We start from the raw sequence: 24,688 nt of genomic DNA, 5'->3' as shown, positions 1-24,688 counted from the left end.
CAATAATTATCAACAATAGCTTAGAAGAAAAAATAAAGTATGAGCACAATTACACCTAAAATAATGGAAAGCCATCCTACAATAAGCTGCTTGTAGTGATACAATGCTACGAATCCTAAAACAATTGCAGCTAAGCCTAGCCAAATTGGGTAGAAGAAAAAGCCTACGATTGCTAGCACGATACCAAGAAGCCCTATCCATAATCCTGCGTTATTAACCATTTTATACCCTCCTTATCATGTCGTGTTATGAGAACGAACTACACAGCTGTTCTTATAAACTAGTATATGAAGGGGGATACTAAGACTGTTGAGCAATATGCTAGGGGTCTTTCTAGTAAGACCATTAAATAGGTATAGCGATAGAGCCATGCCCGTAAAGGGTATAGCACGTGTAATATTAAATCGATGAGTTTTCTAGTTTTTTTTCGATATAAAAAAGAACTGAAGACAAATTTCTTTTAATTTGTCTTCAGTCCATAAGAGATAGACTTATATTATTTCCCGCCTAAAAGATCAAAAAGCCCACCAGTTATGCTTCCTTCACCTTTAGATCCTCCACCTGGAGTTTGGGGAGCAGCAGCAAACACTCGACTCGCTAAACGGCTAAATGGAAGGGATTGAATCCACACTGTTCCAGGGCCACGAAGAGTAGCGAAGAATAATCCTTCACCACCAAATAGAGCTGTTTTAACTCCTTTAACCATTTCAATGTTATAGTCAACATCTGAAGTCATAGCTACTAGACAACCCGTGTCCACTCGTAATACTTCTCCAGGTCGTAAAACCTTTTGGTGAATCGTTCCTCCGGCATGCACAAATGCAAGACCATCTCCTTCAAGCTTTTGCATGATGAATCCTTCACCGCCAAAGAATCCAGTACCTAACTTACGTTGGAATTCAACTCCCACGGAAACTCCTTTAGCCGCGGCCAAAAATGCATCCTTTTGGCAAATAATTTTTCCTCTATACTCGCTTAAATCCATTGGGATTATTTTTCCTGGATAAGGGGAAGCGAAGGAAACGTGTTTTTTACCACTACCTACGTTCGTAAAAGTAGTCATAAACAGGCTCTCACCTGTGATTAACCGTTTTCCTGCGCCCATTAATTTACCCATAATCCCACCGCCACTACCCCCGGAGCCATCTCCAAAGATAGTTTCCATAGAAATGCCATCCTCCATCATCATTAAGCTGCCAGCCTCAGCTACAACCGTTTCCTGTGGATCCAGTTCAATTTCAACAAACTGCATATCGTCCCCATACAACTTGTAATCTATTTCATGATTATTCATTCTTTTTTCCTCCTCGGTGTAATTAAATAACTATACGAATGATAAAATAAAAGGTTCCTGTTTTTTTATAGAGCAACACCTTCATTACTACGACGTGTGGAAGCCACTTATTAGGCTTTTGTATTCGTAGTTTCATGATTTCCTGCATAGTGGTTCTAGTTTTATAAAGCTTTGTTAAGGTTATTGGTTGATTTTGACTAACCATTCTTTTTTAAAGTGACTGTAAACATAAACAAAGGAACATTCAAATGGCTATTAAGAACATAAATAGATGATGAAATTGGGTTTGGTGACAGTTTTTAGCTTTGTTAATGCGAGTAAATTTTTTTTATGCTTTATCGATGCAAAAGCTGTTCCATTTATTGATTGAAGCACCAGACGGCGACTCCTACGGGATGAGTGAGACAGATAAGACATCACAACCACGCGCGTAAGCGATGGGTGATGGCTTATCGCTCACCCCGAGGAAAGCGACCGGCTGGTGCGGAAATCAATTTTACTCTCTGATCTAAGTTTTCTTTGCATCATAAATCAACCCTACCCTTTAACATGGCCTTTTATAAAAGAATTTTATTAAATTTTTCTTAATTTTAAAATTTTTAAAGGGTTTTATTAGTAATTATAGAATTTATTATATATGTAAACGTTTTCAATTTTAAGAGAGAGAGGTAAGGATATGAAACTAACAAATTTTATTAATGGAAAGTGGCAAGAGGGAGAGGCTTCGTATACTGCTGTTTTGAATCCAGCAAACGGTGAGCAGCTAGCAGAAGTAAGAATGTCTACAAAAGAGGATGTAGACGTTGCAGTAGAGGCTGCAGTGAAGGCACAAAAGAAATGGGCATTAGTTCCGGCTCCGAAACGAGCGGACTATTTATATGAAATTGGCAGACTGATGAAAGAAAGAAAGGAGCATTTAGCTCAAGTACTGACAAAAGAGATGGGGAAGGTAATAGAAGAGGGACGTGGAGAGGTTCAGGAAGGCATAGATATGGCCTTTTACATGGCAGGTGAAGGAAGAAGACTTTTCGGAGAAACGACCCCTTCTGAGCTAGCAGACAAGTTTGCCATGAGTGTTCGAGCACCAATAGGAGTAGTCGGACTGATTACACCTTGGAATTTCCCTGTGGCCATTGCTACTTGGAAGTCATTTCCTGCTTTAGTGGCGGGCAATGCATTTATCTGGAAGCCTGCTACAGAGACACCAATGATGGCGTTTGAGATGGCTAAAATATTTGAAGAGGTTGGTCTGCCAAGTGGTGTTGCAAACGTCGTATTTGGTTCCGGATCAGAGGTGGGAACAGCGATGATTGAGCATAAGGACGTAAAAGTTATTTCGTTTACTGGCTCAACAGATACGGGAAGTAAGGTTGCTGAGCTTGGCGGTAGACATTTAAAGAAGGTCTCCTTAGAAATGGGCGGAAAAAATGCCGTCATCGTTATGGAGGATGCAGATTTAAATCTTGCAGTAGACGGAATTCTTTGGAGTGCCTTTGGTACAGCTGGACAGCGCTGCACAGCATGTAGTCGAGTGATTGTGCATAAAGATGTGAAGAAGGAACTGGAGAAAATGCTTCTAGAACGTATGGAGAAGCTGACAATTGGTGATGGGATGGATGAGACTGTCAAGGTTGGTCCAGTTATCAATAAGGCAGCATTAGAGAAAATCCACTCCTACATTCAAATTGGAAAAGAGGAGGGGGCTAACCTTGTTGTAGGTGGTACGATCCTTCAGGATGGTGATTTAGCTAAAGGAAATTACTATGCTCCCACTCTTTTTACAGATGTAAAACCGAATATGAGAATTGCTCAAGAAGAGATATTTGGTCCGGTTGTTTCATTAATTGAAGTGGAATCATTAGAAGAAGCAATTGAAGTGAACAATGGAGTGAAATTCGGGTTATCCAGTTCTATTTTCTCTAGAGATATCAATAAAATATTTAGAGCGCAACGAGATTTAGATACGGGGATTGTCTATGTTAATGCTGGAACGACCGGTGCTGAAATACATCTTCCGTTTGGAGGAACAAAGGGTACAGGGAATGGCCACAGAGATTCTGGAGTTGCGGCTCTAGACGTTTATACAGAGTGGAAGAGTATTTATATAGATTACAGCGGGAAGTTACAAAGAGCTCAAATAGACACAGAATAAGGGGGAAGTCGATATGAAGGTAGCTGTATTAGGTGCAGGTTTAATGGGGAAGGAAGCGGCAAGAGATTTAATCTTGAGTCCAAATGTGGAGAAAGTATATTTATGTGACCTGGACGTTGGGCAAGCCAATATGTTTAAGGAAAAAATGCAGAACTCTAAAATTGAGGTTTTAAGATTAGATGCAAATGATGATGCCAATTTAATAGAAGTTATGAAAAAGGCAGATGTCGTGATCAATGCGCTGTTTTACTCATTCAATGAGAAAGTGGCTAGAACTGCGGTAGATGTTGGAGTCCATTCCATTGATCTTGGTGGTCATATTGGAGGTGCTACAGATGCTGTGCTTTCGTTGGATGAAAAGGCACAAGCGAAAGGGGTAACGATTATTCCGGACCTAGGAGTCGCTCCTGGGATGATCAATATTCTTGCAGGCTATGGTGCTAGTAAATTAGATGAAGTTACAGATATTCACCTATATGTTGGGGGAATACCTGTAGAACCAGAAGGGATATTCAAGTATAATATCGTGTTTTCATTAGAAGGAGTATTTGATCACTATACTGATCCTTCTCATGTAATAAGAGATGGTCAATTAGAGGAGATAGATTCGTTAACAGAGGTTGAGCCAATCGAGTTTGACGGATATGAGGAATTAGAGGCGTTCCATACAGCAGGGGGGACGTCCACTCTAACTAAATCATTTCCAAATGTTCAAACATTAGAATATAAGACGATTCGCTATAAAGGCCATGCAGAGAAATTTAAGCTACTGGTAGATTTAGGTCTTACGGATAAAAATAAAACAGTCAACGCTGGAGGAAATATTGTAAACGTTCGAGAGGTCCTGAAAGAAGTGCTGACACCGTCCCTTCTCCTAGGCGACAAAGAGGACGCAGTGCTACTAAGAGTTATCGTTAAAGGTGAAAAGGATGGAAACGAAACAATTTACACGTATGAAATGGCAACTCAAAAGGATCCTTTATCTGGTGAAACTGCTATGGCTCGTGCCACTGCAAATACCATTTCAGTTGTTGCACAAATGATTGGCAATGGTGTAATTACAAAACCAGGCGTTTCTACACCGGAGCTAATTGTGCCAGGTGAATTATATATTAAGGAAATGTCTGCTAGAGGCGTTGAGATAAAAGAATATGTAACAAGAGGTGAAACAGTTTGAATTTTGAATTCTCTGAGGAGCAGGTGCTTCTACGAAAAACAGTAAGACAATTTGTTGATAACGAGATTATTCCTCACATTGCAGAGTGGGAGGCAAAAGGGGCATTTGACCCTATCATTTGGGAGAGACTTGCTAGCTTAGGATTAATGGGAGTATGTATACCGGAGAAGTATGGCGGTAGCGGTATGGACTATAATTCTCTTGCTATTGTTTGTGAAGAGCTAGAAAGAGGAGACACCGCTTTTCGAACGGCTGTCTCCGTTCATACAGGCTTAAACTCCATGACCATACTACAATGGGGTACTGAGGAGCAAAAGAAAAAATACCTGGAGCCTCAAGCAAAGGGAGAAAAAATTGGTGCGTTCGGTCTAACTGAGCCTGGAGCAGGTTCAGATGTAGCAGCGATGTCGACAGTTGCCGTTGCAGATGGAGATCATTATATGTTAAATGGACAAAAAACATGGATTTCTTTATGTGATGCTGCTGATCATTTTATTGTATTTGCTTATACGGACAAGGCTAAAAAGCACCATGGAATAAGCGCATTTATCGTGGAGCGTTCCATGCCAGGCTTTTCTTCTAAAGCGATTAAAGGCAAATATGGTATAAAATCCGGGAATACCGGAGAAATTTTCTTTGAAAACATGAAGGTTCCAAAGGAAAACCTTCTAGGAGAAGAAGGAGAAGGGTTTAAAATTGCCATGTCTGCTTTAGATAATGGTAGATTCACTGTGGCTGCTGGAGCAGCAGGTCTTTCACTTGCTTGTCTTGAAGCGAGTGTAAAGTATGCCAAGGAACGTGAAACCTTTGGTAAAGAAATAGGACGTCACCAGCTTGTACAGCAAATGATTGCAAAGATGGAAGCGGGACTTCAAATGAGTCGTTTGCTAGTTTATCGTGTTGGTGAGCTAAAGAACAAAGGAGTCCGGAATACACGAGAGACATCCTTAGCAAAATGGCAAGCTTGTGATTTTGCGAATAAAGCTGCAGATGATGCGGTTCAAATCCACGGTGCGTATGGTTATTCAGATGAATACCCGGTAGCACGTTATTTAAGGAATTCAAAGGCTCCGGTCATTTATGAAGGAACGAGAGAAATCCATACCGTTATGCAAGCGGAATATGTCCTCGGATATCGAGAAGATAAAAAATTGAACAAAATGCTTCCAAACTGGCCTTTTGAAGAATAACCAAAAAGAGGATTAGGTTATCCTCAAAAATACACTATTAAGGCAGACCAATTAGCTATTTACTGGTCTGTCTTTTTGTTGTATATAAGTTTTATGTTGAAATCCTTTTAATAATGAATGAAAATTAGCGTTAAGATACAAGTAAGAAAATCATATACATAAGCTAGATGAAGGGGTAGATTGGTTGAGTATTTACATAGATTTTCAGTGGCGAGTCACAAAGTACAACCCTGAATTTAGGGATGAAAATGGTTACTATACGTTAAGGGAGGAATGGACTTGTCCTTCTGAAATCGGAAAGATCATTAACGGAAATGAATTCACTTTGAATGAATATCTCCAAGTTGAGGCTGCTTATATTAATTCGGTAATCAAATTTATAGAGGAAACCAGCATTGATTCATTGCGAACCTTACAGTTAGAATGCACTATTTCAGAAGAAGACAAGACTTCTTCTTTATACGAAAAAGAATTTGAAACACTGGTTCTTAAAGAAGATGCACTGGTAAACAAAAACGATATACGCTTAATTTGCAAAATGATTTTGAGAAATTTTATATGGTGTCAATTATATAGTAAGAACAATTTCTTTGTACATTTTGGTTGGGATTACTATATGTATATTGGGTCCAAAGTAAATTGTCTTTCCGCTATCGAGTTTGCCTCTAACAATGGATTGTTTGTTGAACAATGTGCGTCACCATATTATTTCTCTGAAGAAGAGACTACAAGGCAAATTCAATGGAGTGAGATTGGGGATGAAACGAAAATAATTGTCGGTGAAGAGGAACTTAAAAATGTTCCACTAAATGAGTATCAGAGGATTTTCGATTTGACCCAAGAACATCCAGTGATTGGCTCTTTTATTGTAAATAAAAATCAAATAAATTTCTTCCAATCATTTTTGAAGCATAGGATGGATTTTGATAAATATGAGTATAGTTTTTGGGGCGGATATTAAGAATATTTTGGGACAAAAATCTCCTCCAAATAATAAACCTTGAAAATTTTACAATCTGGTAAAGTTTTTGAGGCTTCTATTTAAATTCCTGAAGTTGTTTTCCGTTCCAGCGGACGCTTTCCGGGGGAGGCTTCAATTTCCTCGTCGCTTTGCTCCTGCGGGGCTTTTGCGCTCGCTTGTTCCCCCAGGAGTCGCCGCTTCCACTTCAAACAACAAATAGATTAGTTCGATAAGAAAAAAAGCTACCTAAGCAGCTCAACAATCTTTCATTAAAGTACCAGTCAGTTGAAGAAGGATTTGCACTCTCTGGGTAACATTGTACCTATACAGAAAAACAAGACACCATAATAAAATGATGACTTTTATTCAGAGATTAATCTCAGACAAATCTCCAAAAGTATAATTCATCTGTTTCTTTATACATTTTCGCCCCTGATTTTTCTAAAACCCTGTGTGATGGAATATTATCTTTATCTGTATCAGCAATAACAAACATAACATCGGGCTGATTTAACAACCAGTTTTTCAAATTATTAATGGTTTCCGTCATATAGCCGTTACCTTGAAATTCAGGGAGAGTATAGTAACCTATTACTACTTCACCATTTTCATTAGGAAGACCTTTTATCATTATTCCTCCAACACTACAGTTTTTGTCTTTCGACACGATTAACCAATTGGTATACCATACATAATTTTCCTCATCACCTAACAACTTTGAAAGTCTTATTTCCATAGCTTGTTTAAGTTCTGGACTAAGAAATCTGTCTGAATCGTTTAAAGATAACCTTAGTTCCATTTTCTGTGGATTATCAATTAGTAATCTTAGATTTTCTGCACTTAGTGGAATTAATCTTAATCTTTCTGTGTCTAATTCAATCATTATTACACTCCTATCATAATTTTGTACGTCATTTTATAGACAGACACAAATTTTAAAATAGGTATATATTATTGGCAGCTACTCCCGTTACATTTAATCCAAAGTAAAGGATGCATCAAACTTTGCAATCCGATATTAAATGGTTCCTAAAGTTTATCATTTCAGAAATCTCATGTAAATCATTCCATTAATAGAATAATTATTTTATACAGAATATTTTTCGTGAAAATAAAAAAACATGAAATCAATTTGTCGATTTCACGTTTTCTAATTATTCTCTAGTTATGTCCCAGCATCATTTGCGTCTATATTATTGCGTTTTTCTAAAGAAGGAGACCCCCTTTATGAGAAGGGTTCTCTTTCATATTTCAGGGAATGTATAATAAAATTTATTTAGAAAAAGAACAAGCCGATACTAATAATGACACCACTTAATAACAGGACGAACACACAGTAACCCATAATGTCCTTCGCCTTTAGACCTGCGATAGCAAGTGCTGGCAATGCCCAGAAAGGTTGAATCATATTCGTCCAAGCATCTCCCCATGCAATAGCCATGGCAGTTTTTGCATAGCTAAGGTTAAGCGCAGATGCAGCCTCTATCATGATTGGTGCCTGTACTGTCCATTGTCCTCCTCCAGAAGGAACAAAGAAGTTAACAATTCCAGCCGCATAAAACGTGAACAAGTAAAACGTGTGCTCATTCGATATACTAATAAATGCCTCAGAAACAACTCCAGCTAAACCAGAAGCAACCATCATGCCCATGATTCCTGCATAAAAGGGAAATTGGATAACAATGTCCCCAACTGTGCTAGCAGCATTTTTAACGGCTAATAAAAAGTTTTTTGGTGTGCCGTGACAGATAATTCCAAGTGTCACGAAGATCAAATTAACGATATTTAAGTTTAAGTCAAAACCTTTAGTGACAAAGTGGTTAACTAAATAAACTAAACCAAGTAGTCCGATTAAACCGGTCAATATATAGCTTCCTTCCAGTCTTTGCGTAGGAGTGGGCTTTTCTATTGATTTTTCCTCAACCTTTTCCTCTTCTAACAAAGCTGGGTCTATCGAGAAAGTATCCTCCTTACTTGGCATCATCCATCTGTTTAAAAGAGGTACGGAGATAAATAGTGCAATAACAATAATTAAATTGTACGGTGTAAATAATGTTTCAGAAGTTGGAACGACTCCCATGATATCAGCAAATGGATGTCCCTCGGTTGCAATAGAAAGTGGTATTGAACCTGCGAGGCCACCATGCCATATGATAAAGCCTGAATAAGCACTAGCAATTAATAGGCGGTAATCCACATTTTTAACCTGCTTGGCAATTTCCTTTGCGAAAAGAGCACCAATTACTAAACCAAACCCCCAGTTAATCCAGCATCCGATTAAAGAAACAACAGAAACTAATAGAATGGCTGAACCAGGTGTCTTAGCTATTCCTGCTAAGGAACTTAATACTTTTTTAAAAAACGGGCTGCTTGCTAATACATGACCTGCCAAGAGAACAACAACCATTTGCATAGTGAACGATAGTAAACCCCAAAAACCATCTCCCCAGTAGGTTGCCATTTCTAATGGTGTGGAATCAGTTAAGAACACCCCTAGTAAAAATACAAGTAGAGTAAGTATTGCAACAAATATGTATGGATCAGGTAAGAATCTGACCATTAAAGTGTTTGAAAATCTTGTTAACGCTTTCAATTTATTTCCCCCTTTGTTTTTTTACATCCCCTATTAATCTATGTTATAGGAAAGAGAGAAAATTCTCTATATTTTAATTAACATTTTTCGACAAAAAATACTAAAACATGACCTGTAACTAATAACCAGAAAAACGGTCTAATATATTAATTAATGTAAAAGAAAGGAAGTTGAAAATGAGAAGGTGGATCGTGACATTTATAGCTATTGCCCTTTGTCTAACAGCGGGTTCGGCTTGGGTTTATTTTTCCAATCAAAAAGTATTGGCACAAAGCTTTGTGTTATCCAATCAGGTTTTTAGAGCAGAATTTTCAAAGGGTGTAAGTAAAGATGTATTGGAAAAAGGAGAGGTGTATGTAACCGATGATAAGAATGCTAGGATAGAGGCAGACTTTCAGCTAAAAAACAATGGGAAGTCCCTTGAAATATCCGGACTATCAAACGGAAAGTATACACTCCATGTCGATGAAAAGTTTAGTCTAGGAAAAAGCAAATACACATTTGAGGTGCAAGAAAGCCTCCCAGTGGTACATTCGCGAGGAGAGCTTGAGGATTATTTTAAGCTAGTTATGAGTACAAGAGAAAATGTAGTCACGGAAGAAACCATGGAAATGTCAGCAGCAGAAGACAAATCTAGTGGAACTGCAGACTACTCCACTACTAATAACCAGGTAAAAGGAGTGGAAGAGGCGGATATTGTTCAGACAAACGGTTCTCATGTGTTTGTAATTAGTGAAAACAAAGTTGTTATTAATAATATTGAAAATCCTTCTAATATGAAGCAAGAAAGTAAAATCCAATTTACAGAATCCTTTTATCCAAGTCAGCTATTATTAAAAGAAGAACTGTTATTAGTGATTGGACAAAAGAACATGTACCATACATTGGAAGCTACAGATTCGGCACCACGAATAGAGCCTGATTGGGAAAGTATGACAGGGGTTTTTCTTTATGATATTTCTAATCCTAAAGCTCCTAAGCTAATCAGGGAGCTAGCCTCTGAGGGATATACGAATGGGGTTCGTTTAAAGGGAAATATGCTTTATATCGTTTCTACTATTATGCCTAGATATTGGGCGATGGAAGAAAATGATGATATGGAGTTAAGACCATTTACGTATGATTCAAAGACTGACAAAGAAGCTCAACCGTTGGATTATGAGCAAATATCGATATTACCTGATTCATTGGATGGTAACTACACCGTTATTACAGCTCTAAACATTTCGGAACCATTGGTGAACGAGGTTAAAACAAGGAGCTTTCTTGGAGGTAGCCAGGAATTATATATGTCCACGGAAAGCCTGTTTCTAACTTCTGCCATTTATAAGAATGACGAGGCCACTACTATGAGTAAAAGGTTATGGGGACCAGGGCAACTGGATACAATGGTATATAAATTTTCGATTAAAGATACGATAGTTGATTTTGTAGGATCTGCTACGTTAACCGGAACAATTCTTAACCAATTTTCGATGGATGAGCATAACGGTTACTTTAGAACAGTTACCACGACAGGAAACCTTTGGGATCAAAATAATCCCTCCGAGAATAATATATTCATTTTAGATGAAACAATGAACATGGTAGGGTCTATTACAGGGTTAGCAAAGGAAGAAAGAATTTATTCGGCAAGGTTTATGGGGGACAAAGCATACATGGTGACATTTAGAGAAACGGACCCATTGTTTGTGATTGATGTTGCCAATCCTACTAACCCAAAAGTGCTAGGTGAATTAAAGATTCCTGGATTTAGTAATTATTTACACCCTCTAGGGGAAAAGCATTTAATCGGCTTTGGTTACGAAACTTCATCTATAGTACCTGTTGGTAGTAAGGAGCCTATTATACAAACGGAAGGTATGAAAATCTCTTTATTTGATGTTAGTGATTTTGACAGCCCTAAGGAAGTAGATACAGAGGTGATTGGAGGACAAGGAACTTATTCTCCTATTCAATATGATCACCATGCCTTGTTCCAACATAATGAAAAGAATCTTTATGGTTTCCCAGTGACTATTTATGAAAAAGAAGAAGGTCAGGAATATAGTAGCTATAAACAGGATGGGGCATTCATCTATGAAATAACGCCCGAAAAAGGAATTGTTCTAAAGGCAAGTTTACTTAACAAGGATAACCAAGCACAGCAATATGAGGAATGGGGAACGATGATCCACAGACTGATTTACTCGAATAACTCCATCTTTACAATTGGAATGAAGGAAATGAAAAGCTATCAATTGGATACATTCAAAGAAACGGGTGTTCTTTCTTATTAAATTTAATAAATGGTGTAATACCTTCACAAATTGTGGCTCTAATGTGGTGCATAGTGGTGGTAAAATAGAAAAAAGTGTTAAGTCGACATTAGTCAATTTAACACTTTTTTCTTTGGCCTACTTCATTTTTTTATGAAGTAATGCCCTCCAAGTTGAAAGAATTAGTAGGCTATTTATGAAATTAACTAAGGTAAATGTTATATTAGATTAAACATTTCTTATAAGGGAAATAAATAACAAAAAAAGGTTTGAAGACAAAGGAAGGTGAACGGCAATGAAAACGGATTATGAGCTAGCGGTAGAATGCTGTTTACTTGCTGGTAAATTGATGATGGAAAGTGGGGCAGAGACATACCGAGCAGAGGATACAATGGACAGAATGGCCTTGTCTCAGGATTTAACCCAATCCCAAAGTTTCGTTACCCCAACTGGAATCCTCTTTAGTGGAAAAGACAATCTTCCAACACGATTAGTTAGAGTGAATAATAGAACAACAGATTTGGAAAAGATTGCTCTTGTAAATGCCGTTTCTCGTAAATTGGCCACGGCAGAAATAAGCTTGGAAGAAGCATATAAAGAATTAAAAAGGATAGATGAAGATCATAAAATGATTGCTTTTTGGATTCGAATTGCAGCATCGGCCGTTGCATCAGGAGCGTTCCTATGGTTATTTGGGGCGTCTTTAATAGATGTGCCTCATGCGATGGTTGCTGGAGGAATAGGTTTTGCCGTTGCTGATTTATTGGAGAGAAAAACGCGAGTCAAATTCTTTGCCGAATTTTTTGCTGCACTCATTATTAGTACGATTGCCACACTTTCCGTTCGGTATGGATATGGCGTTGAAATCGACAAGATTATTATTGGCTCGGTAATGCCTCTTGTTCCAGGTTTACTTATAACAAACGCAGTCAGAGACTTAATGGCAGGACATTTTATGTCGGGACTATCCAAGGGAGCAGAGGCTTTTTTAACTGCTTTCGCTATTGGAGCAGGAGTGGCGTTTATATTATCTTTATAAGGAGGGATCGAGATGACTTTTGTTCTACAAGGTATCATAAGTTTTATAGCAGCTGCTGCATTTGGGGTGATTTTTAATGCGCCGAGAAAATCCCTCATCTACTGTGGATTAGTTGGTATGGTAGGTTGGCTTGTATTCTCGACTATGAGATATTACAACGATGATCCCATTGTTTCTACCTTTGCAGGTGCATTCTCTATTGCATTTGTTGCGCATATAATGGCGAAAAAATTTAAAATGCCAATGATTATATTTAGTGTTGCGGGTATTATACCGCTTGTTCCAGGTGGTTCTGCTTATAACGCAATGAGAAATGTAGTCGAGGAAGATTACGGAACAGCTGTTGAATATGCTGCGCTTGCCTTAATGATTTCCGGAGCGGTTGCAATGGGGCTTGTGTTCGCTGAAATCATAACGCAAATATGGCTACAGACTTTGAGGAAGAAGAAAGTAAACCCTAGCTGAACCAATAATCCATCCAGTTTGTAAGGGCGTGGATAAGAAGATTACTCAAAGCAGCTCCCGAGATTATATATTTGGGAGCTGCTTTTTTTTATAAAAGAGGAAGTGTGAGGAGAAGTGACGAAAAAGTATAGGACGAAAAAGAAACGGGGGAGCTTCATATGAGATGTAGAATAATTGGAATGTGGGGAGGGTTTCCAAAAGAAAATGGACCTTGCTCAGGCTATCTGATTGAACAAGACGATTTTTCTGTGCTAGTAGACTGTGGAAGTGGAGTATTAATGGAAGTTCAGAAATATATAAACCTCAATGATATAAATCATGTCGTTTTGTCTCATTATCATTATGATCATTATAGTGATCTTGGTGCGTATTTGTTTTCAAGATTAGTTAACACGAAGATTGGTAGAGCAAATGAGCATTTGCAAATTTATGGACCTTATGATGAGGAGATGAAAAGAAGAGTAGAGGAGGTAGAATACTCGAAATTCTCCTCATTTGATGAAAGAAGTAAGCTACAGATTGGACCTTTTATTTTCACCTTTTTGAGAAATATCCATCCGGTCGAAACATATAGCATCAAAATTGAAAGTGAAAATACAAAAATAGTGTATACATCAGATACAAGTTATATGAAGGAGCTAATTGATTTTGCTGAGGAAGCTGATTTACTAATTGTAGAAAGTAGTTTATATGAGGATATGGATGGAAGTTCATCTGGACATATGAATTCAAAGGAGGCAGGGCTTCTAGCTAGTCAATCTAAAGCAAAAAAAGTGATCTTAACACATCTTCCACACTACGGAGATTTAGAAAACCTACTGAAAAGTGCTAGAAATGAAGGAAATGAAAATATTGATCTAGCTACCTCTGGAATGCTTATAGAGCTGTAAGTAGGGGAGCGTATGACGATCCATATAATAAGGTTAAGGTGTAATTATCTATGTTGCTATACTATAGAAGAAGAGGTCCTGAGCAATTCAAGACCTCTTCTTTATATTTACTATTATACATTTTCTGTAGATCTAATTAACTTTTCAACTTGATCTGCAGTAATTGGTTCGCTAATATAGTAGCCCTGAACTGCATCACAACCCATATCCTTTAGTGCATTATATTGTTCCTTAGATTCTACGCCTTCTGCAACAACCTTCACGCCAAGAGACTGTCCAAAATGGATTAAACCTTGGATCAGTTGCTGAAGTTTTTCTTGTTGCATGATGGAATTTACAAAAGATTTATCTATTTTCAGTTTGCCTATTGGTAGCAACTGTAAATATCTTAAGGAAGCATAGCCCGTACCAAAATCGTCTAATGCAAAAGTTATTCCTTCTTGATGGAGCGTCTGCATTTGCTTCACAATATTTTTTTCTGCCTCAGCTTCCAAGGCAAACTTCTCTGTAAACTCTAATTGTAATAATTCTGGGGAACAATTATATTTTTTTAACGCAGCACGTATCGCTTTGACCATATTTTTATCTCTAAATTCTCTTATGGAAGAGTTATAGCTTACCTTAACGGATAAGCCTTTTTCTTGCCAGATTGCAGCTTGTTCGCAGGATTTTTCTAGCATAAACATACCTATTTCATTTATAAGTCCGGTTTCCTCTGCTATTGGGATCAACTCGTCTGGGTTAATAACTCCAAGAACTTCATCTTCCCAACGAACTAAAGCTTCTACGGAAGTAACTTTCCCAGAAGTCACTTCACGTTGAGGTAAATACATAACATGAAAGTCATTATGGTTGAGTGCTTCTATTAATCTTTTTTCAATTTGTAGGGATCTGGTAAGCTTATGATGATCCGATTGAGAAAGGGATGAAATGATTCCCCCGCCCTCTAATTTTACTTTTTGAAGCGTTGTATTTGTTGCTTTTAAAAGATGTAAATAGGTCTGTTGGTCTTCAGGGAATCTAGTGATTGCTCCACTTACGGTTATTGGAATAACCTTGTTCTCCACATAAATTGGGTTTTGTTTTAAGAAATGTATGAACCCTTCAATATACCAATCGCTTAGTGGAGTGATTACGGCAAAGTCATCTCTGCCCGCTCGAGCTATAATAGAATCTTCAAAGTAGATTTTTAATCTTTTTGTTAGCTCTATCATTAGGAAGGATTCTGTTTCAACATCTAGTATTTCTTTTAACGTATAAAATTGATTGATGCTTATAAAAACAAATGAAAAGTTCTTTTGTTCCTCGATATGCTCGTTAACAACTTGTTCTAAACGATGTCTACTCATCAGACCTGTTTCTGCATCTACATAAGCAATTTCTTCTAGGCGGGTTTGTAGTAATTTTTTTTCTGTAACTTCTTCTTCCAAAAGAATATAGTAAAGCGTATTATTTTCAATATCCGTAATTGGAATGGCTATAAGGTCGACCCAATAGCTGAGCCCGTCTTTAGTCATTTTTTCTACTGTACCTTGATAAGTACTGCCTTTTTGAATCGAGTTCATTATTTCATCTGCTACGGCAATATGCTCAGACGTGTTAGGAAAGAGCTGCCAAAAGGATTTACCCACGATTCTTTTAGGGGTCCAATTACTCTTTTTAAGAAAAAGATCGTTTGCGTGCATGATCAATCCTTCCTTATCAAGGTAGAGAACCATAAAGCTATGGGATAAAGCTTTCTTCAAGATTTCAAGTTCAAATGATGCTGTTTGATCTGAACTTTTTATTTGATCGGTATCAAATTGAAATAAGACGTACGTTATATCATGAATAGTTAGGGATTTTAGTATAAGCGATGTTTTTAATAATTGTTTATCTTTTTTATACAATGTTACTGAATTAATGCGAATTGGTTCTTCTTTCGCGATAATTTTGTCCCATTTGGCAATAAGGTGACCATGAGTATAATCATTAAAAAACGGTAAATTTGAACCCTTTACTTCTTCAGAAGTATATCCAAAGTGCTTTTCTGCTTCTTGGCTCCACCAAACGATATGACCATCCTCATCTGTTAGAAAGGTTGGGTATGGTATATGATTTAACACAGCTTCACTTAAATCCAGTTGTTTTTCCTGCAGATACATCGTCAGTCCCCCATAAAAATTATCTAATAGTAATTATACAGAATATAGATAATATAGTCATTAGCATAGAACAATATATTCACAAAATAATTAAATATAGACTAAAATACCTACTAAATATTTGAGTTATAAAGGAGGAAATCAATATGAAAAGGTCAAAGGGAATAATTTTAATTATTATTGGGTCTATTCTTTGGGGCGCAACAGGTCCCATGATGGAATGGGTCCTACATAATAGCGAATTAAGTGTGTCTTTTTTCTTAACTGTAAGGTTAATTGTTGCAGGGACTAGTATTTTAGTATTTTTAAAATTTCAAAAGAAAAAGGTATTTATTATATGGAAAGAACCCGTCTGGTTGAAGCAATTGTTTATCTTCGCTTTACTGGGGATGCTCGGAGTGCAATATACTTTTATAGCTGCGATTGAAGCCAGTAATGCATCTATAGCAACCCTGCTTCAATTTCTTGGACCTATTTACATCATCATATATGTTTCCTGGAAGGGTAAGACTTTTCCTCCGAAATACCAGGTGGTTGGAATAATAGGAACATTGCTAGGCTTATTTTTATTGCTGACCAATGCGAACATAAACCAGCTGTTAATAAGTAATGAAGCATTGTTTTGGGGACTGCTGCTGGGGGTTACCTTTTCTATATACACGGTATATCCAGCAAGACTTATGAAGGAGTGGGGGGTACTAGTTGTAGTAGGCTGGGGAATGCTTATTGGAGGTATTGTTTTAGCATTACTCTCTCAAGGTTGGAATAGTAATGAATGGAGCGAATTGGTGAGTTATCCTATTATCATATTTGTAGTACTTATAGTTTTAATGGGAACGATTGCTTTTGTTATGTTCCTATCAAGTATGAGATACATAACAGCGGTAGAAACGAGTATTTTATCCAGCATAGAGCCTTTGACAGCAATGATTATCTCGGTATTTTGGTTTGGGCAAATATTAGGAGGCTGGCAGTATACTGGGGTATTAGTCATGCTATTATTTGTGACTTGGCTCTCAGTAGCAGGTGATCTTAAGTGGGATCGTTTTAAAAAGAAGAAATAAATCTAACATTAGGGTATTACAGTACCCTATCTTTAAAATAAACAGATTATTAATTTTTTTCTATTTATTATAGTAGGGATGTGGCATAATAGGTTTTACAGTAATTAGTTCGAGTGACGAAGAATTTAGGAGTGTTTTATGTGAAGACCATATTTTCTTATTTAAAGCCTTATAAATGGCTTGTAGTAACAGCTTTACTTTTTATGTTGATTGAGTTGTCCGTAGAGCTCATTCAGCCACTGTTAATTGCAGTTATTATAGATGAAGGAATTGTTGGAAGAGATCAATCATCTATTATTTTCTGGGGAAGTATCATGCTAGGGCTTTCTTTCGTTGCCTTTTTAGCTGGTATCATTAATACTTTTATAGCTTCGCATGCTGTACAGAGCTATGGCTTTGATATTCGACAGGCTTTGTTTAGAAAAGTTCAATCTTTTACAATGACTACATTCTTAAAGTTTCCGACTTCTAGTTTAATTACTAGATTAACAAGTGATGTTACTATTACTCAGAATCTTATCTTTATGGGTCTTCGGATCATGCTTAGAGCACCGTTGTTAGTAATAGGAAGTATTATCATGTCGTTCATTGTTCATCCAAAGCTTGCCCTATATCTAGTAATTGGTGCTCCTTTTCTATTAATTTTTCTTTATTTTATGAGCAGAAAAGGACTGACCTTGTTCTCTAAGGTACAAAAAAGTGTAGATAATGTAACTCGTAAGATTCAAGAAAACTTACAAGCAGTAAGATTGATTAAAGCTTATTTAAGAGGAGATTTTGAAGCTAGTCGTTTTGGAAAGGTAGCTAACATTTTAAAGGTGGATAATGTGAAGGCCTTTAGAATTATGGAATTGATCCTCCCAGTCCTGCTATTTGTTATGAATATAAGCTTAATGGCAGTTCTCTGGTTTGGCGCTAAGGAAATCCAAACGGGTGGAGCACAAATTGGAGAGTTAGTAGCGATCGTCAATTACGCTATGCGAATGACAGGTGCATTCTCTATGTTTTCTTTCATCATTATATTCTTTTCCCGAGCAAAAGCTTCTTCAGAACGGATGGAGGAGGTACTGCTGGTGAATGAAGGGATAGAAAATTTTGAAGGTGGAATGACTGAGCATCTTTCTACTATTGGTAAGCTAGAATTTCAAAACGTTTCCTTTACATACCCAGGAACGAACGCACCAGTACTTAAAAACGTTTCCTTTACTGTTGAACCAGGATCTAAACTTGCCATTATGGGAGCCACTGGCTCGGGAAAAACGACCCTGCTAAATCTAATTCCTCGCTTCTTTGATGCAACAGAAGGCCGAATTCTTATCAATGAAAAAGAAGTACAGGAATGGCCATTAAAAGAACTTAGACAGGTGATTGGGTTAGTTCCTCAGCAATCTATTCTCTTTACCGGTAGTATAGAGGAAAATCTTGGATGGGGAGACTCCACTGCTACGGAGGATCTATTGAGGGAAGCTGCAAAGCAAGCACAGATACACAATTCGATTGAACGCTTCCCAGAGCAATACAACACTAGAGTTGGTCAAAAAGGCGTTAATCTGTCTGGAGGGCAAAAGCAAAGACTTTCTATTGCGCGGGCCTTAGTACGTAAACCAGAAATTTTACTATTAGATGATAGTACTAGTGCATTGGATATTGCTACAGAAAATGCATTGTGGGAAGCATTAGAAGGAGAAAATGCCACTATGCTCGTAATTACTCAAAAAATTAGAACTGCTAAAGGAGCAGATCAAATTCTTCTTTTAGAGAATGGAGAGGTATCGGCATATGGTACGCATGAGGAGCTTATGAAAAAATCTTCGCTGTACAGAGAGATTGCAGAATCGCAACAGGAGGTGGACGAACAAGATGAGCTTCATTCGTAAACCTTTTGGCTATGAACCGGTTATTACAAAGGAAGATTTGAAGAAAAATAACAAAAAGAAAGTAGAAAAGGTATCTGATTGGAAAGGGGTACTTAGCAGGTTATGGAAGCTAGTAGATGAACAACGATTTTTACTAATCGTTGTCTTGCTATTAGTAGTAGTAAGTTCTGCATTATCCTTGTTAGGCCCTTATTTAGTAGGGAGAATTATTGATGAATATATTACAGTAAGTGTATTTGAAGGCTTAGCACGCTTAATAGGCATTCTAATTGTTGTTTATATATTCTTATCTATTTCTATGTACTTACAAAGTTATTGGATGATTGGTGTAGCGCAGCAAACTATTTATCGTCTACGAACTATACTATTCAATAAGCTTCAGAAGCTACCTGTTTCTTTTTTTGATAAGCGTCAGCACGGAGAGCTGATGAGTCGAATGACAAATGATATTGAAAATGTCAGCCAAACCTTAAACTCTTCCTTTATCCAAGTATTTTCTAGTTTACTAACATTAGTAGGAACAACTGTGGTGATGCTCATGTTGAGTCCATTACTAACCTTGGTTACGCTAATTATTGTTCCAGTGATGTTCTTTGCAATGAAATGGATTACTAAACGAACATCCAAATTATTTAAGGAGCAGCAGCAGGCGGTTGGAGAATTGAATGGGATGATTGAAGAAACAATCTCTGGCCAGCGAATCGTCAAAGCCTTTTCACAGGAGCAGCGGATGCTAGAGGATTTTGCTTTAAAAAGTGAACGCTTGAAAAGAACAGGGTTTTGGGCGCTTACATACTCAGGATTCATACCTAAAGTAATGAACCTGCTGAACAATACAAGTTTTACATTAGTTGCCGCTGCTGGGGGTGTCCTTGCATACCACGGATATGTTTCAATCGGGGAGATAGTTATTTTTACAGAGTATGCCCGCCAATTTACAAGACCTCTAAACGATTTAGCCAATCAATTCAACACTGTACTTTCTGCAATTGCTGGTGCGGAGCGTGTTTTTGCTATTATTGATGAGCCAGAAGAGCAGGATACAGTAATGGAAAATAAAGACTTGAAATTGAAGGGTAATGTAACTTTTGAGAATGTAACTTTTAAATACAATACAAAAGATGAAAAGCCTACGATTGAAAAAGTTTCCTTTCATGTAGAGGCAGGAAAGACAGCGGCGCTAGTTGGAGCCACCGGAGCAGGGAAAACAACTATTATGCAGCTGTTAGCCCGCTTCTACGAGACAAATGAAGGGAAAATTATAATTGATGGTATCGCAATCGACCAAATGCCTCGCTATACGTTACGTAGCCAAACGGCTTTTGTATTGCAGGACCCTTTCCTTTTTGAAATGAGTGTAAAAGAAAATATTCGTTATGGAAAACTTAATGCTACAGATGAAGAAATTATCCAGGCTGCTAAAGAAGCAAATGCTCATGAGTTTATTGCCAAGCTTCCAAATGGATATGATACAATTCTTTCGGCAGACGGTGGAGAAATCAGTCAAGGTCAAAAACAGCTACTTTCTATTGCACGAGCATTAGTCGCAGATCCAGCAATTTTGCTGTTGGATGAGGCAACCTCAAGTATTGATACAGTTACAGAATTGAAAATACAAGAGGCTCTTGAGAGATTAATGGAAGGCAGAACAAGCTTTGTGATTGCACACCGATTAAATACGGTAAGAAAAGCAGACTTAATATTTGTCATGGAAAATGGAAAGCTGATAGAATCAGGTTCACAAGAGGATCTTATAAATGCGCAAGGTCGTTTTTATAGTATGCTTATGAATTCAAAGATTTAGAAGGGAAGTATGGACTTGGACATATCAGTCATGACTGTGTCGATTCCAATTGATATGGAAACACGGGAAGAGATGGAAAACTTAATAGAGGAAGCTGCTCATATCGATTTAATTGATTACAATCATTTATTAAATACGTCAGAGCTAACAGATTATTTCTTAAAGGGATTTTGTATTTTAGCATATAGCGACGAATCGGATCAATTGGTTGGAGTATTAACTGCTGTTGATAGATTAGCTACTTTAGATTACGAATGGAGCGCTGTCGTTCTTCCAAGTGCCCGCAAATTAGGCATTGGAGAAAAACTGCTGCAAGAACTACAAAGAAATTTAGAGCTAAGAGGCGCCTCTAGAGATATAGCGTTAGTTGCAAGCGTTGCAAAGACGGGACAATATATGCTGACAACTCGGGGTTATTCATACGAGCTTTCCGAAATTACGATGGTTGCTAATGCAGATTCAATACAAGTGGATAGTCCATTTGAAGTGACGCCTTTTCAAAATGAAGGTGAAGAGCTAATAGAAGTTCTAGAAAATGCTTTCGGGGATACAGCTGAAGAGGCAAAGGAAATGATTGCATTTAACCTGCAAACACCGAACCGTAAGCTAATGCTTGCTAAACAAGAAGGAAAGGTTTTAGGCACAACTACTATTGTAGAAAATGAAGATCAGCTTTGGATAACTGGCTTAGGTGTGCATAAAGAGGCGCAGGGCAAAGGAGTAGCCAAAGCACTATTGAGCTGGTGTAAGCATGAAGCTTATAAACTTGGGAAGACACAAGTCTATTTGGACGTAGAAACGGACAATGATATTGCCTTCTCTATTTACGAAAAACAAGGCTTCCAAACAGTAGCTAATACGTTGTTTTATAGAAGGAATGACGTGGTGGAGTCAGAAGAAAACTAGATATATTTTGTATTTTGTTAGTTTTAATGAGGTAGGAGATAATAGTCTTAAAGCCACCAGATTTAAAGGTGGGAAAATATTTAGATTGTAGACAGCTCTGGAGAAATTCGAGATGTCTACAATCTTTTTTTTATGGATATGTTAGAGAACTAGGATGGATATTTCGCGAGGTTGTATTGTTTATGAATGTTCACTTGAACTAAATTACGCAGTTAGTGCAACAAGGACTAACGTTAGATTAACAACAGTAAGTAATGACATATTACCACACGAGGGTTTGAAAAAATTCCACAAATTATAGAATCTCTAATAAAGAAAAATAGTCTTTGAAAACTTTCTAAAACGACTATTTTTCATACTTATTATGCTATTTAGTTTCACTTATTAAAGATACATCTTTGTTTTCACGATAAAGAATTTTGTATAGATAAAGATTCTGTAAGACTGAAATGAAACTACTTATAATCCAATATAATGTGATTGCTACTGGAGCTATAAAACCAAATATCATAATCATGATTGGTAGTAGATATTGCATAAAAGACATTTGAGAATTTGCCTTTAATGTTGGTCCCGTTTTCACTACTATATATTGCATAACTCCTGCTAAAATCGCAAAAATGATGCTTGAGGTTGCTAAAGGAACATTAAAAATAGAACCTAACTCATACATAGGTGTGACGTTCATTCGACTAATTGCATGATAAAGACCAAGTAATACCGGCATTTGAATAAGTACTGGCAAACACCCAGCTATTGGATTAGCACCTGTACTTTGCATTAACTTCATCATTTCCTGTTGGTATTGTCGCTGCGTCTCTTCATTCTTGGGTGAATAGGTCTTTTGAAGTTCCCTTAATTGAGGTTGCAATGCCTGCATAGCTCGCGAACTTTTCATTTGTTTTAATGATAACGGTAATATACAAATTCTCACTAGCACTGTAACGAGTATTATGCCCCCCGCATAACTGCCTGTAAACTCTGCTACAATTTGAATTACACTTACAATCGGCCACACTATATATTGATTCCAAATACCTCCATGCTCACTTGAAATAGGTTGATTAAATTCTGAACATCCCGCTAATAATAAAACGCTCCCTAACAATAAAATGTACTTTCTCATTTGCTCACCTTGTTTCTATTGAATTCTCTTTACATTTTTAGTATAAGGTTGTTCAATAGACTTAAAGCAATTTATTCCATATAGAATATTGGAGGTGGATAATTGGATATTGGTCGTACACTTCAGAAAATTAGGAAAAGCCGCCAGCTTACACAAGCAAATATTGTAAAAGGTATTATGACTCAAAGTGCGTACAGTAAAATTGAGAAGTCGCAACTAACCATAAATTTCAATCAATTTATCCCATTGATCTCAAAAGTGAATATTAGTTTACAAGAGTTTTCATATATCCTAAATAACTATCAATTAACCGATAGAGAAACACTTATTCAAGCTTTTACTTCCTTAGAAATAGCTAATACTCCAAACTTAGAACAAATGCTAAGTGAAGTAAAAGGTTACTTAACAAAATATCCTGAGGATCAATATATTTACTATTTACAAATTATCTATGAAACATTTATTGTATTACAACAAGAAAATGATTTAGCAAAAGCCCGCCAAATGGTATCACCTATATGGGAACAGTTGCAAATTTTAGATGATTGGTATATTAACGATTTTGAATTATTAAATGCCATTCTATTTCTTTTTCCGTTCGAAATTGCAATAGAGATAACAAAAACTGCGGAACGAAGGCTCGAAAAATATAATAATTTTCCTTACGATGTATCATATTTATATGTTTATTTTCGCATTGACCTTTCATTGCATTATATTGAAATGCGTATGTTTGAAGAGTGTTTGATTTTACTTGAAGAAACCGAAATTAACTTCTTACATAAAATGCGTCCGAAAACATCCGCACTCCTTTTTGAAAGAAAAGCAATTTGTCTTTTTTATTTGGAGCGCCCCTATGAATGTGAATTAGAAAGAATACAACAATTGCTGACCATCTATAAAGATGAGGATACTAAAGAACTATTATATAAAGAATTCGCACTTTTAACCAAAAAATCTTAAAAAATATATATCCTTTTTCAACTAATGGAGGTTAATTTAGTAAAAAGGAAATCATATTAAAATGAGCTTGGAGAAAATATCTCAGCTCATTTTTTTAGTGCATTTTGAACTATCTTGATGCGTTTTAATTCGCACATTGCTTTTACAATAAAATTGGCTAAAGAAAACATTTACAAACTCTAAACATAACGCCTATATTATTTTCATAATATCTTTATAAGATGAATGTAGAGACATTCAATCGTAAAGGAGCGATCTTATTGGGGTTAAACGATCAACATGTAACAATGAAGAATTCAGACAAAAGGTTACATTCTATGCGTATTACCCATGTAAAACAAAAAATTCAACTAACGTTACAGTGGATGATTTTAAAGAAAACGCGACCACCCAAGCACAAATACATAGCAATCCCCAGACGGAACTCTATTCCGTCAAAACATAAGTAAGGAACCATTTTCTAGTTTCTTTTAGCCGTGGCTATTAGTAGACCTCATCGTGATAGTAGTCGATATCACGATTTTTTTATTGTTAAGAAATTATAAAGTTCTGAACCTGTGGAAAAATTGATGTCTAGCTCCACCGCCTTGCCCCTCGGCGTCAAATGGATAAAAGCTCCGGTGGCTGAGGAGCTGCCTCCTCGCTTTTTCCCATTTGCCTGTCGGGGCAGACATAGGCGCTTGCGCTTTTCTTGATGTCTAGCTCCATCGCCTTGCCCCTCGGCGTCAAATGGATAAAAGCTCCGGTGGCTGAGGAGCTGCCTCCTCGCTTTTTCCCATTTGCCT

The 24,688-nt window shown here is 37.1% G+C and carries 20 protein-coding genes; 13 read left to right on the top strand and 7 right to left on the bottom strand.

Features of this window, described 5'->3' with window-relative positions:
* Window positions 1-20: 20 nt before the first annotated feature.
* Window positions 21-221, bottom strand: a complete 201-nt coding sequence (locus HF876_RS05265) for a C4-dicarboxylate ABC transporter (RefSeq protein WP_169359023.1) — start codon at window positions 219-221, stop codon at window positions 21-23.
* Window positions 222-496: 275 nt separating this feature from the next.
* Entirely contained in the window at window positions 497-1,294 is a 798-nt protein-coding gene (locus HF876_RS05260; RefSeq protein ID WP_169359022.1) for a TIGR00266 family protein, read from the bottom strand.
* A 676-nt stretch (window positions 1,295-1,970) separates the two neighbouring features.
* Between HF876_RS05260 and HF876_RS05255 the strand changes: the two genes are divergently transcribed.
* The 4 genes from HF876_RS05255 to HF876_RS05240 all read left to right on the top strand — a co-directional run bounded on the left by HF876_RS05255 (window position 1,971) and on the right by HF876_RS05240 (window position 6,774).
* Window positions 1,971-3,446: an aldehyde dehydrogenase family protein gene (locus tag HF876_RS05255; RefSeq protein ID WP_169359021.1), complete on the top strand. Its 1,476-nt coding sequence runs from the start codon at window positions 1,971-1,973 to the stop codon at window positions 3,444-3,446.
* A 13-nt stretch (window positions 3,447-3,459) separates the two neighbouring features.
* The gene (locus HF876_RS05250) at window positions 3,460-4,623 is read left to right on the top strand and encodes a saccharopine dehydrogenase family protein (RefSeq protein ID WP_169359020.1); all 1,164 of its coding nucleotides are present in this window, start codon (window positions 3,460-3,462) and stop codon (window positions 4,621-4,623) included.
* Complete coding sequence (locus HF876_RS05245) at window positions 4,620-5,813, top strand: acyl-CoA dehydrogenase family protein (protein ID WP_169359019.1); 1,194 nt, start codon at window positions 4,620-4,622, stop codon at window positions 5,811-5,813. Before HF876_RS05250 ends, HF876_RS05245 begins: the two co-directional genes overlap by 4 nt.
* 184 nt (window positions 5,814-5,997) lie before the next feature.
* Window positions 5,998-6,774 carry a DUF7683 domain-containing protein gene (locus tag HF876_RS05240; RefSeq protein WP_169359018.1) on the top strand — a complete coding sequence of 259 codons (777 nt, stop codon included), beginning with the start codon at window positions 5,998-6,000 and terminating at the stop codon, window positions 6,772-6,774.
* Window positions 6,775-7,153: 379 nt separating this feature from the next.
* Here HF876_RS05240 and HF876_RS05235 read toward each other — a convergent pair whose 3' ends face one another.
* Together HF876_RS05235 and HF876_RS05230 are read right to left on the bottom strand one after the other, a co-directional pair.
* Entirely contained in the window at window positions 7,154-7,657 is a 504-nt protein-coding gene (locus HF876_RS05235; protein ID WP_169359017.1) for a GNAT family N-acetyltransferase, read from the bottom strand.
* Window positions 7,658-8,050: 393 nt separating this feature from the next.
* Window positions 8,051-9,367: a short-chain fatty acid transporter gene (locus HF876_RS05230; protein WP_169359016.1), complete on the bottom strand. Its 1,317-nt coding sequence runs from the start codon at window positions 9,365-9,367 to the stop codon at window positions 8,051-8,053.
* 176 nt (window positions 9,368-9,543) lie between these two features.
* Here HF876_RS05230 and HF876_RS05225 point away from each other — a divergent pair, with 176 nt between their 5' ends.
* From HF876_RS05225 to HF876_RS05210, 4 genes are all read left to right on the top strand, one after another.
* Window positions 9,544-11,646 carry a beta-propeller domain-containing protein gene (locus HF876_RS05225; RefSeq protein WP_169359015.1) on the top strand — a complete coding sequence of 701 codons (2,103 nt, stop codon included), beginning with the start codon at window positions 9,544-9,546 and terminating at the stop codon, window positions 11,644-11,646.
* 274 nt (window positions 11,647-11,920) lie between these two features.
* Window positions 11,921-12,664 (top strand): threonine/serine exporter family protein, encoded by a 744-nt coding sequence (locus tag HF876_RS05220; RefSeq protein WP_169359014.1) that lies wholly within the window; start codon window positions 11,921-11,923, stop codon window positions 12,662-12,664.
* A 12-nt stretch (window positions 12,665-12,676) separates the two neighbouring features.
* Entirely contained in the window at window positions 12,677-13,129 is a 453-nt protein-coding gene (locus tag HF876_RS05215; protein WP_169359013.1) for a threonine/serine exporter family protein, read from the top strand.
* A 158-nt stretch (window positions 13,130-13,287) separates the two neighbouring features.
* Complete coding sequence (locus HF876_RS05210; RefSeq protein ID WP_169359012.1) at window positions 13,288-14,019, top strand: MBL fold metallo-hydrolase; 732 nt, start codon at window positions 13,288-13,290, stop codon at window positions 14,017-14,019.
* A 113-nt stretch (window positions 14,020-14,132) separates the two neighbouring features.
* On the opposite strand, the gene HF876_RS05205 is transcribed toward HF876_RS05210, so the two are convergent.
* Window positions 14,133-16,163, bottom strand: a complete 2,031-nt coding sequence (locus tag HF876_RS05205) for a sensor domain-containing protein (protein ID WP_169359011.1) — start codon at window positions 16,161-16,163, stop codon at window positions 14,133-14,135.
* A 146-nt stretch (window positions 16,164-16,309) separates the two neighbouring features.
* On the opposite strand from HF876_RS05205, the gene HF876_RS05200 reads away from it, so the two are divergent.
* The 4 genes from HF876_RS05200 (at window position 16,310) to HF876_RS05185 (ending at window position 21,814) form a co-directional block, all read left to right on the top strand.
* Window positions 16,310-17,227, top strand: a complete 918-nt coding sequence (locus HF876_RS05200; protein WP_169359010.1) for a DMT family transporter — start codon at window positions 16,310-16,312, stop codon at window positions 17,225-17,227.
* 140 nt (window positions 17,228-17,367) lie between these two features.
* Entirely contained in the window at window positions 17,368-19,104 is a 1,737-nt protein-coding gene (locus HF876_RS05195) for an ABC transporter transmembrane domain-containing protein (protein ID WP_169359009.1), read from the top strand.
* Window positions 19,088-20,908: an ABC transporter ATP-binding protein gene (locus tag HF876_RS05190; RefSeq protein ID WP_169359008.1), complete on the top strand. Its 1,821-nt coding sequence runs from the start codon at window positions 19,088-19,090 to the stop codon at window positions 20,906-20,908. The genes HF876_RS05195 and HF876_RS05190 overlap by 17 nt, the downstream gene beginning before the upstream one ends.
* Window positions 20,909-20,917: 9 nt before the next feature.
* The gene (locus HF876_RS05185) at window positions 20,918-21,814 is read left to right on the top strand and encodes a GNAT family N-acetyltransferase (protein ID WP_169359007.1); all 897 of its coding nucleotides are present in this window, start codon (window positions 20,918-20,920) and stop codon (window positions 21,812-21,814) included.
* A 367-nt stretch (window positions 21,815-22,181) separates the two neighbouring features.
* Here HF876_RS05185 and yidC read toward each other — a convergent pair whose 3' ends face one another.
* Window positions 22,182-22,940 carry a membrane protein insertase YidC gene (gene yidC, locus HF876_RS05180; RefSeq protein ID WP_169359006.1) on the bottom strand — a complete coding sequence of 253 codons (759 nt, stop codon included), beginning with the start codon at window positions 22,938-22,940 and terminating at the stop codon, window positions 22,182-22,184.
* A gap of 102 nt (window positions 22,941-23,042) precedes the next feature.
* Between yidC and HF876_RS05175 the strand changes: the two genes are divergently transcribed.
* On the top strand, window positions 23,043-23,903 hold the full coding sequence (locus tag HF876_RS05175; protein WP_169359005.1) for a hypothetical protein: 861 nt from the start codon (window positions 23,043-23,045) through the stop codon (window positions 23,901-23,903).
* A gap of 600 nt (window positions 23,904-24,503) precedes the next feature.
* Here HF876_RS05175 and HF876_RS18750 read toward each other — a convergent pair.
* The coding region (locus HF876_RS18750) for a hypothetical protein (RefSeq protein ID WP_205964015.1) at window positions 24,504-24,688 on the bottom strand (185 nt) is incomplete at its 5' end.

The sequence above is a fragment of the Psychrobacillus sp. BL-248-WT-3 genome, from assembly GCF_012843435.1.
Taxonomy (GTDB): Bacteria; Bacillota; Bacilli; order Bacillales_A; family Planococcaceae; genus Psychrobacillus.
Note: the sequence above shows the minus strand (reverse complement) of the source record. Positions and strands in the feature narration are given on the sequence as shown.

What these genes read in the sequence shown, in the direction of transcription:
- HF876_RS05265 (WP_169359023.1), bottom strand. Translation starts at nt 221, where the DNA reads ATGGTTAATAACGCAGGATTATGGATAGGGCTTCTTGGTATCGTGCTA.
- HF876_RS05260 (WP_169359022.1), bottom strand. Translation starts at nt 1,294, where the DNA reads ATGAATAATCATGAAATAGATTACAAGTTGTATGGGGACGATATGCAG.
- HF876_RS05255 (WP_169359021.1), top strand. Translation starts at nt 1,971, where the DNA reads ATGAAACTAACAAATTTTATTAATGGAAAGTGGCAAGAGGGAGAGGCT.
- HF876_RS05250 (WP_169359020.1), top strand. Translation starts at nt 3,460, where the DNA reads ATGAAGGTAGCTGTATTAGGTGCAGGTTTAATGGGGAAGGAAGCGGCA.
- HF876_RS05235 (WP_169359017.1), bottom strand. Translation starts at nt 7,657, where the DNA reads ATGATTGAATTAGACACAGAAAGATTAAGATTAATTCCACTAAGTGCA.
- HF876_RS05225 (WP_169359015.1), top strand. Translation starts at nt 9,544, where the DNA reads ATGAGAAGGTGGATCGTGACATTTATAGCTATTGCCCTTTGTCTAACA.
- HF876_RS05220 (WP_169359014.1), top strand. Translation starts at nt 11,921, where the DNA reads ATGAAAACGGATTATGAGCTAGCGGTAGAATGCTGTTTACTTGCTGGT.
- HF876_RS05215 (WP_169359013.1), top strand. Translation starts at nt 12,677, where the DNA reads ATGACTTTTGTTCTACAAGGTATCATAAGTTTTATAGCAGCTGCTGCA.
- HF876_RS05210 (WP_169359012.1), top strand. Translation starts at nt 13,288, where the DNA reads ATGAGATGTAGAATAATTGGAATGTGGGGAGGGTTTCCAAAAGAAAAT.
- HF876_RS05205 (WP_169359011.1), bottom strand. Translation starts at nt 16,163, where the DNA reads ATGTATCTGCAGGAAAAACAACTGGATTTAAGTGAAGCTGTGTTAAAT.
- HF876_RS05200 (WP_169359010.1), top strand. Translation starts at nt 16,310, where the DNA reads ATGAAAAGGTCAAAGGGAATAATTTTAATTATTATTGGGTCTATTCTT.
- HF876_RS05190 (WP_169359008.1), top strand. Translation starts at nt 19,088, where the DNA reads ATGAGCTTCATTCGTAAACCTTTTGGCTATGAACCGGTTATTACAAAG.
- HF876_RS05185 (WP_169359007.1), top strand. Translation starts at nt 20,918, where the DNA reads ATGGACTTGGACATATCAGTCATGACTGTGTCGATTCCAATTGATATG.
- yidC (WP_169359006.1), bottom strand. Translation starts at nt 22,940, where the DNA reads ATGAGAAAGTACATTTTATTGTTAGGGAGCGTTTTATTATTAGCGGGA.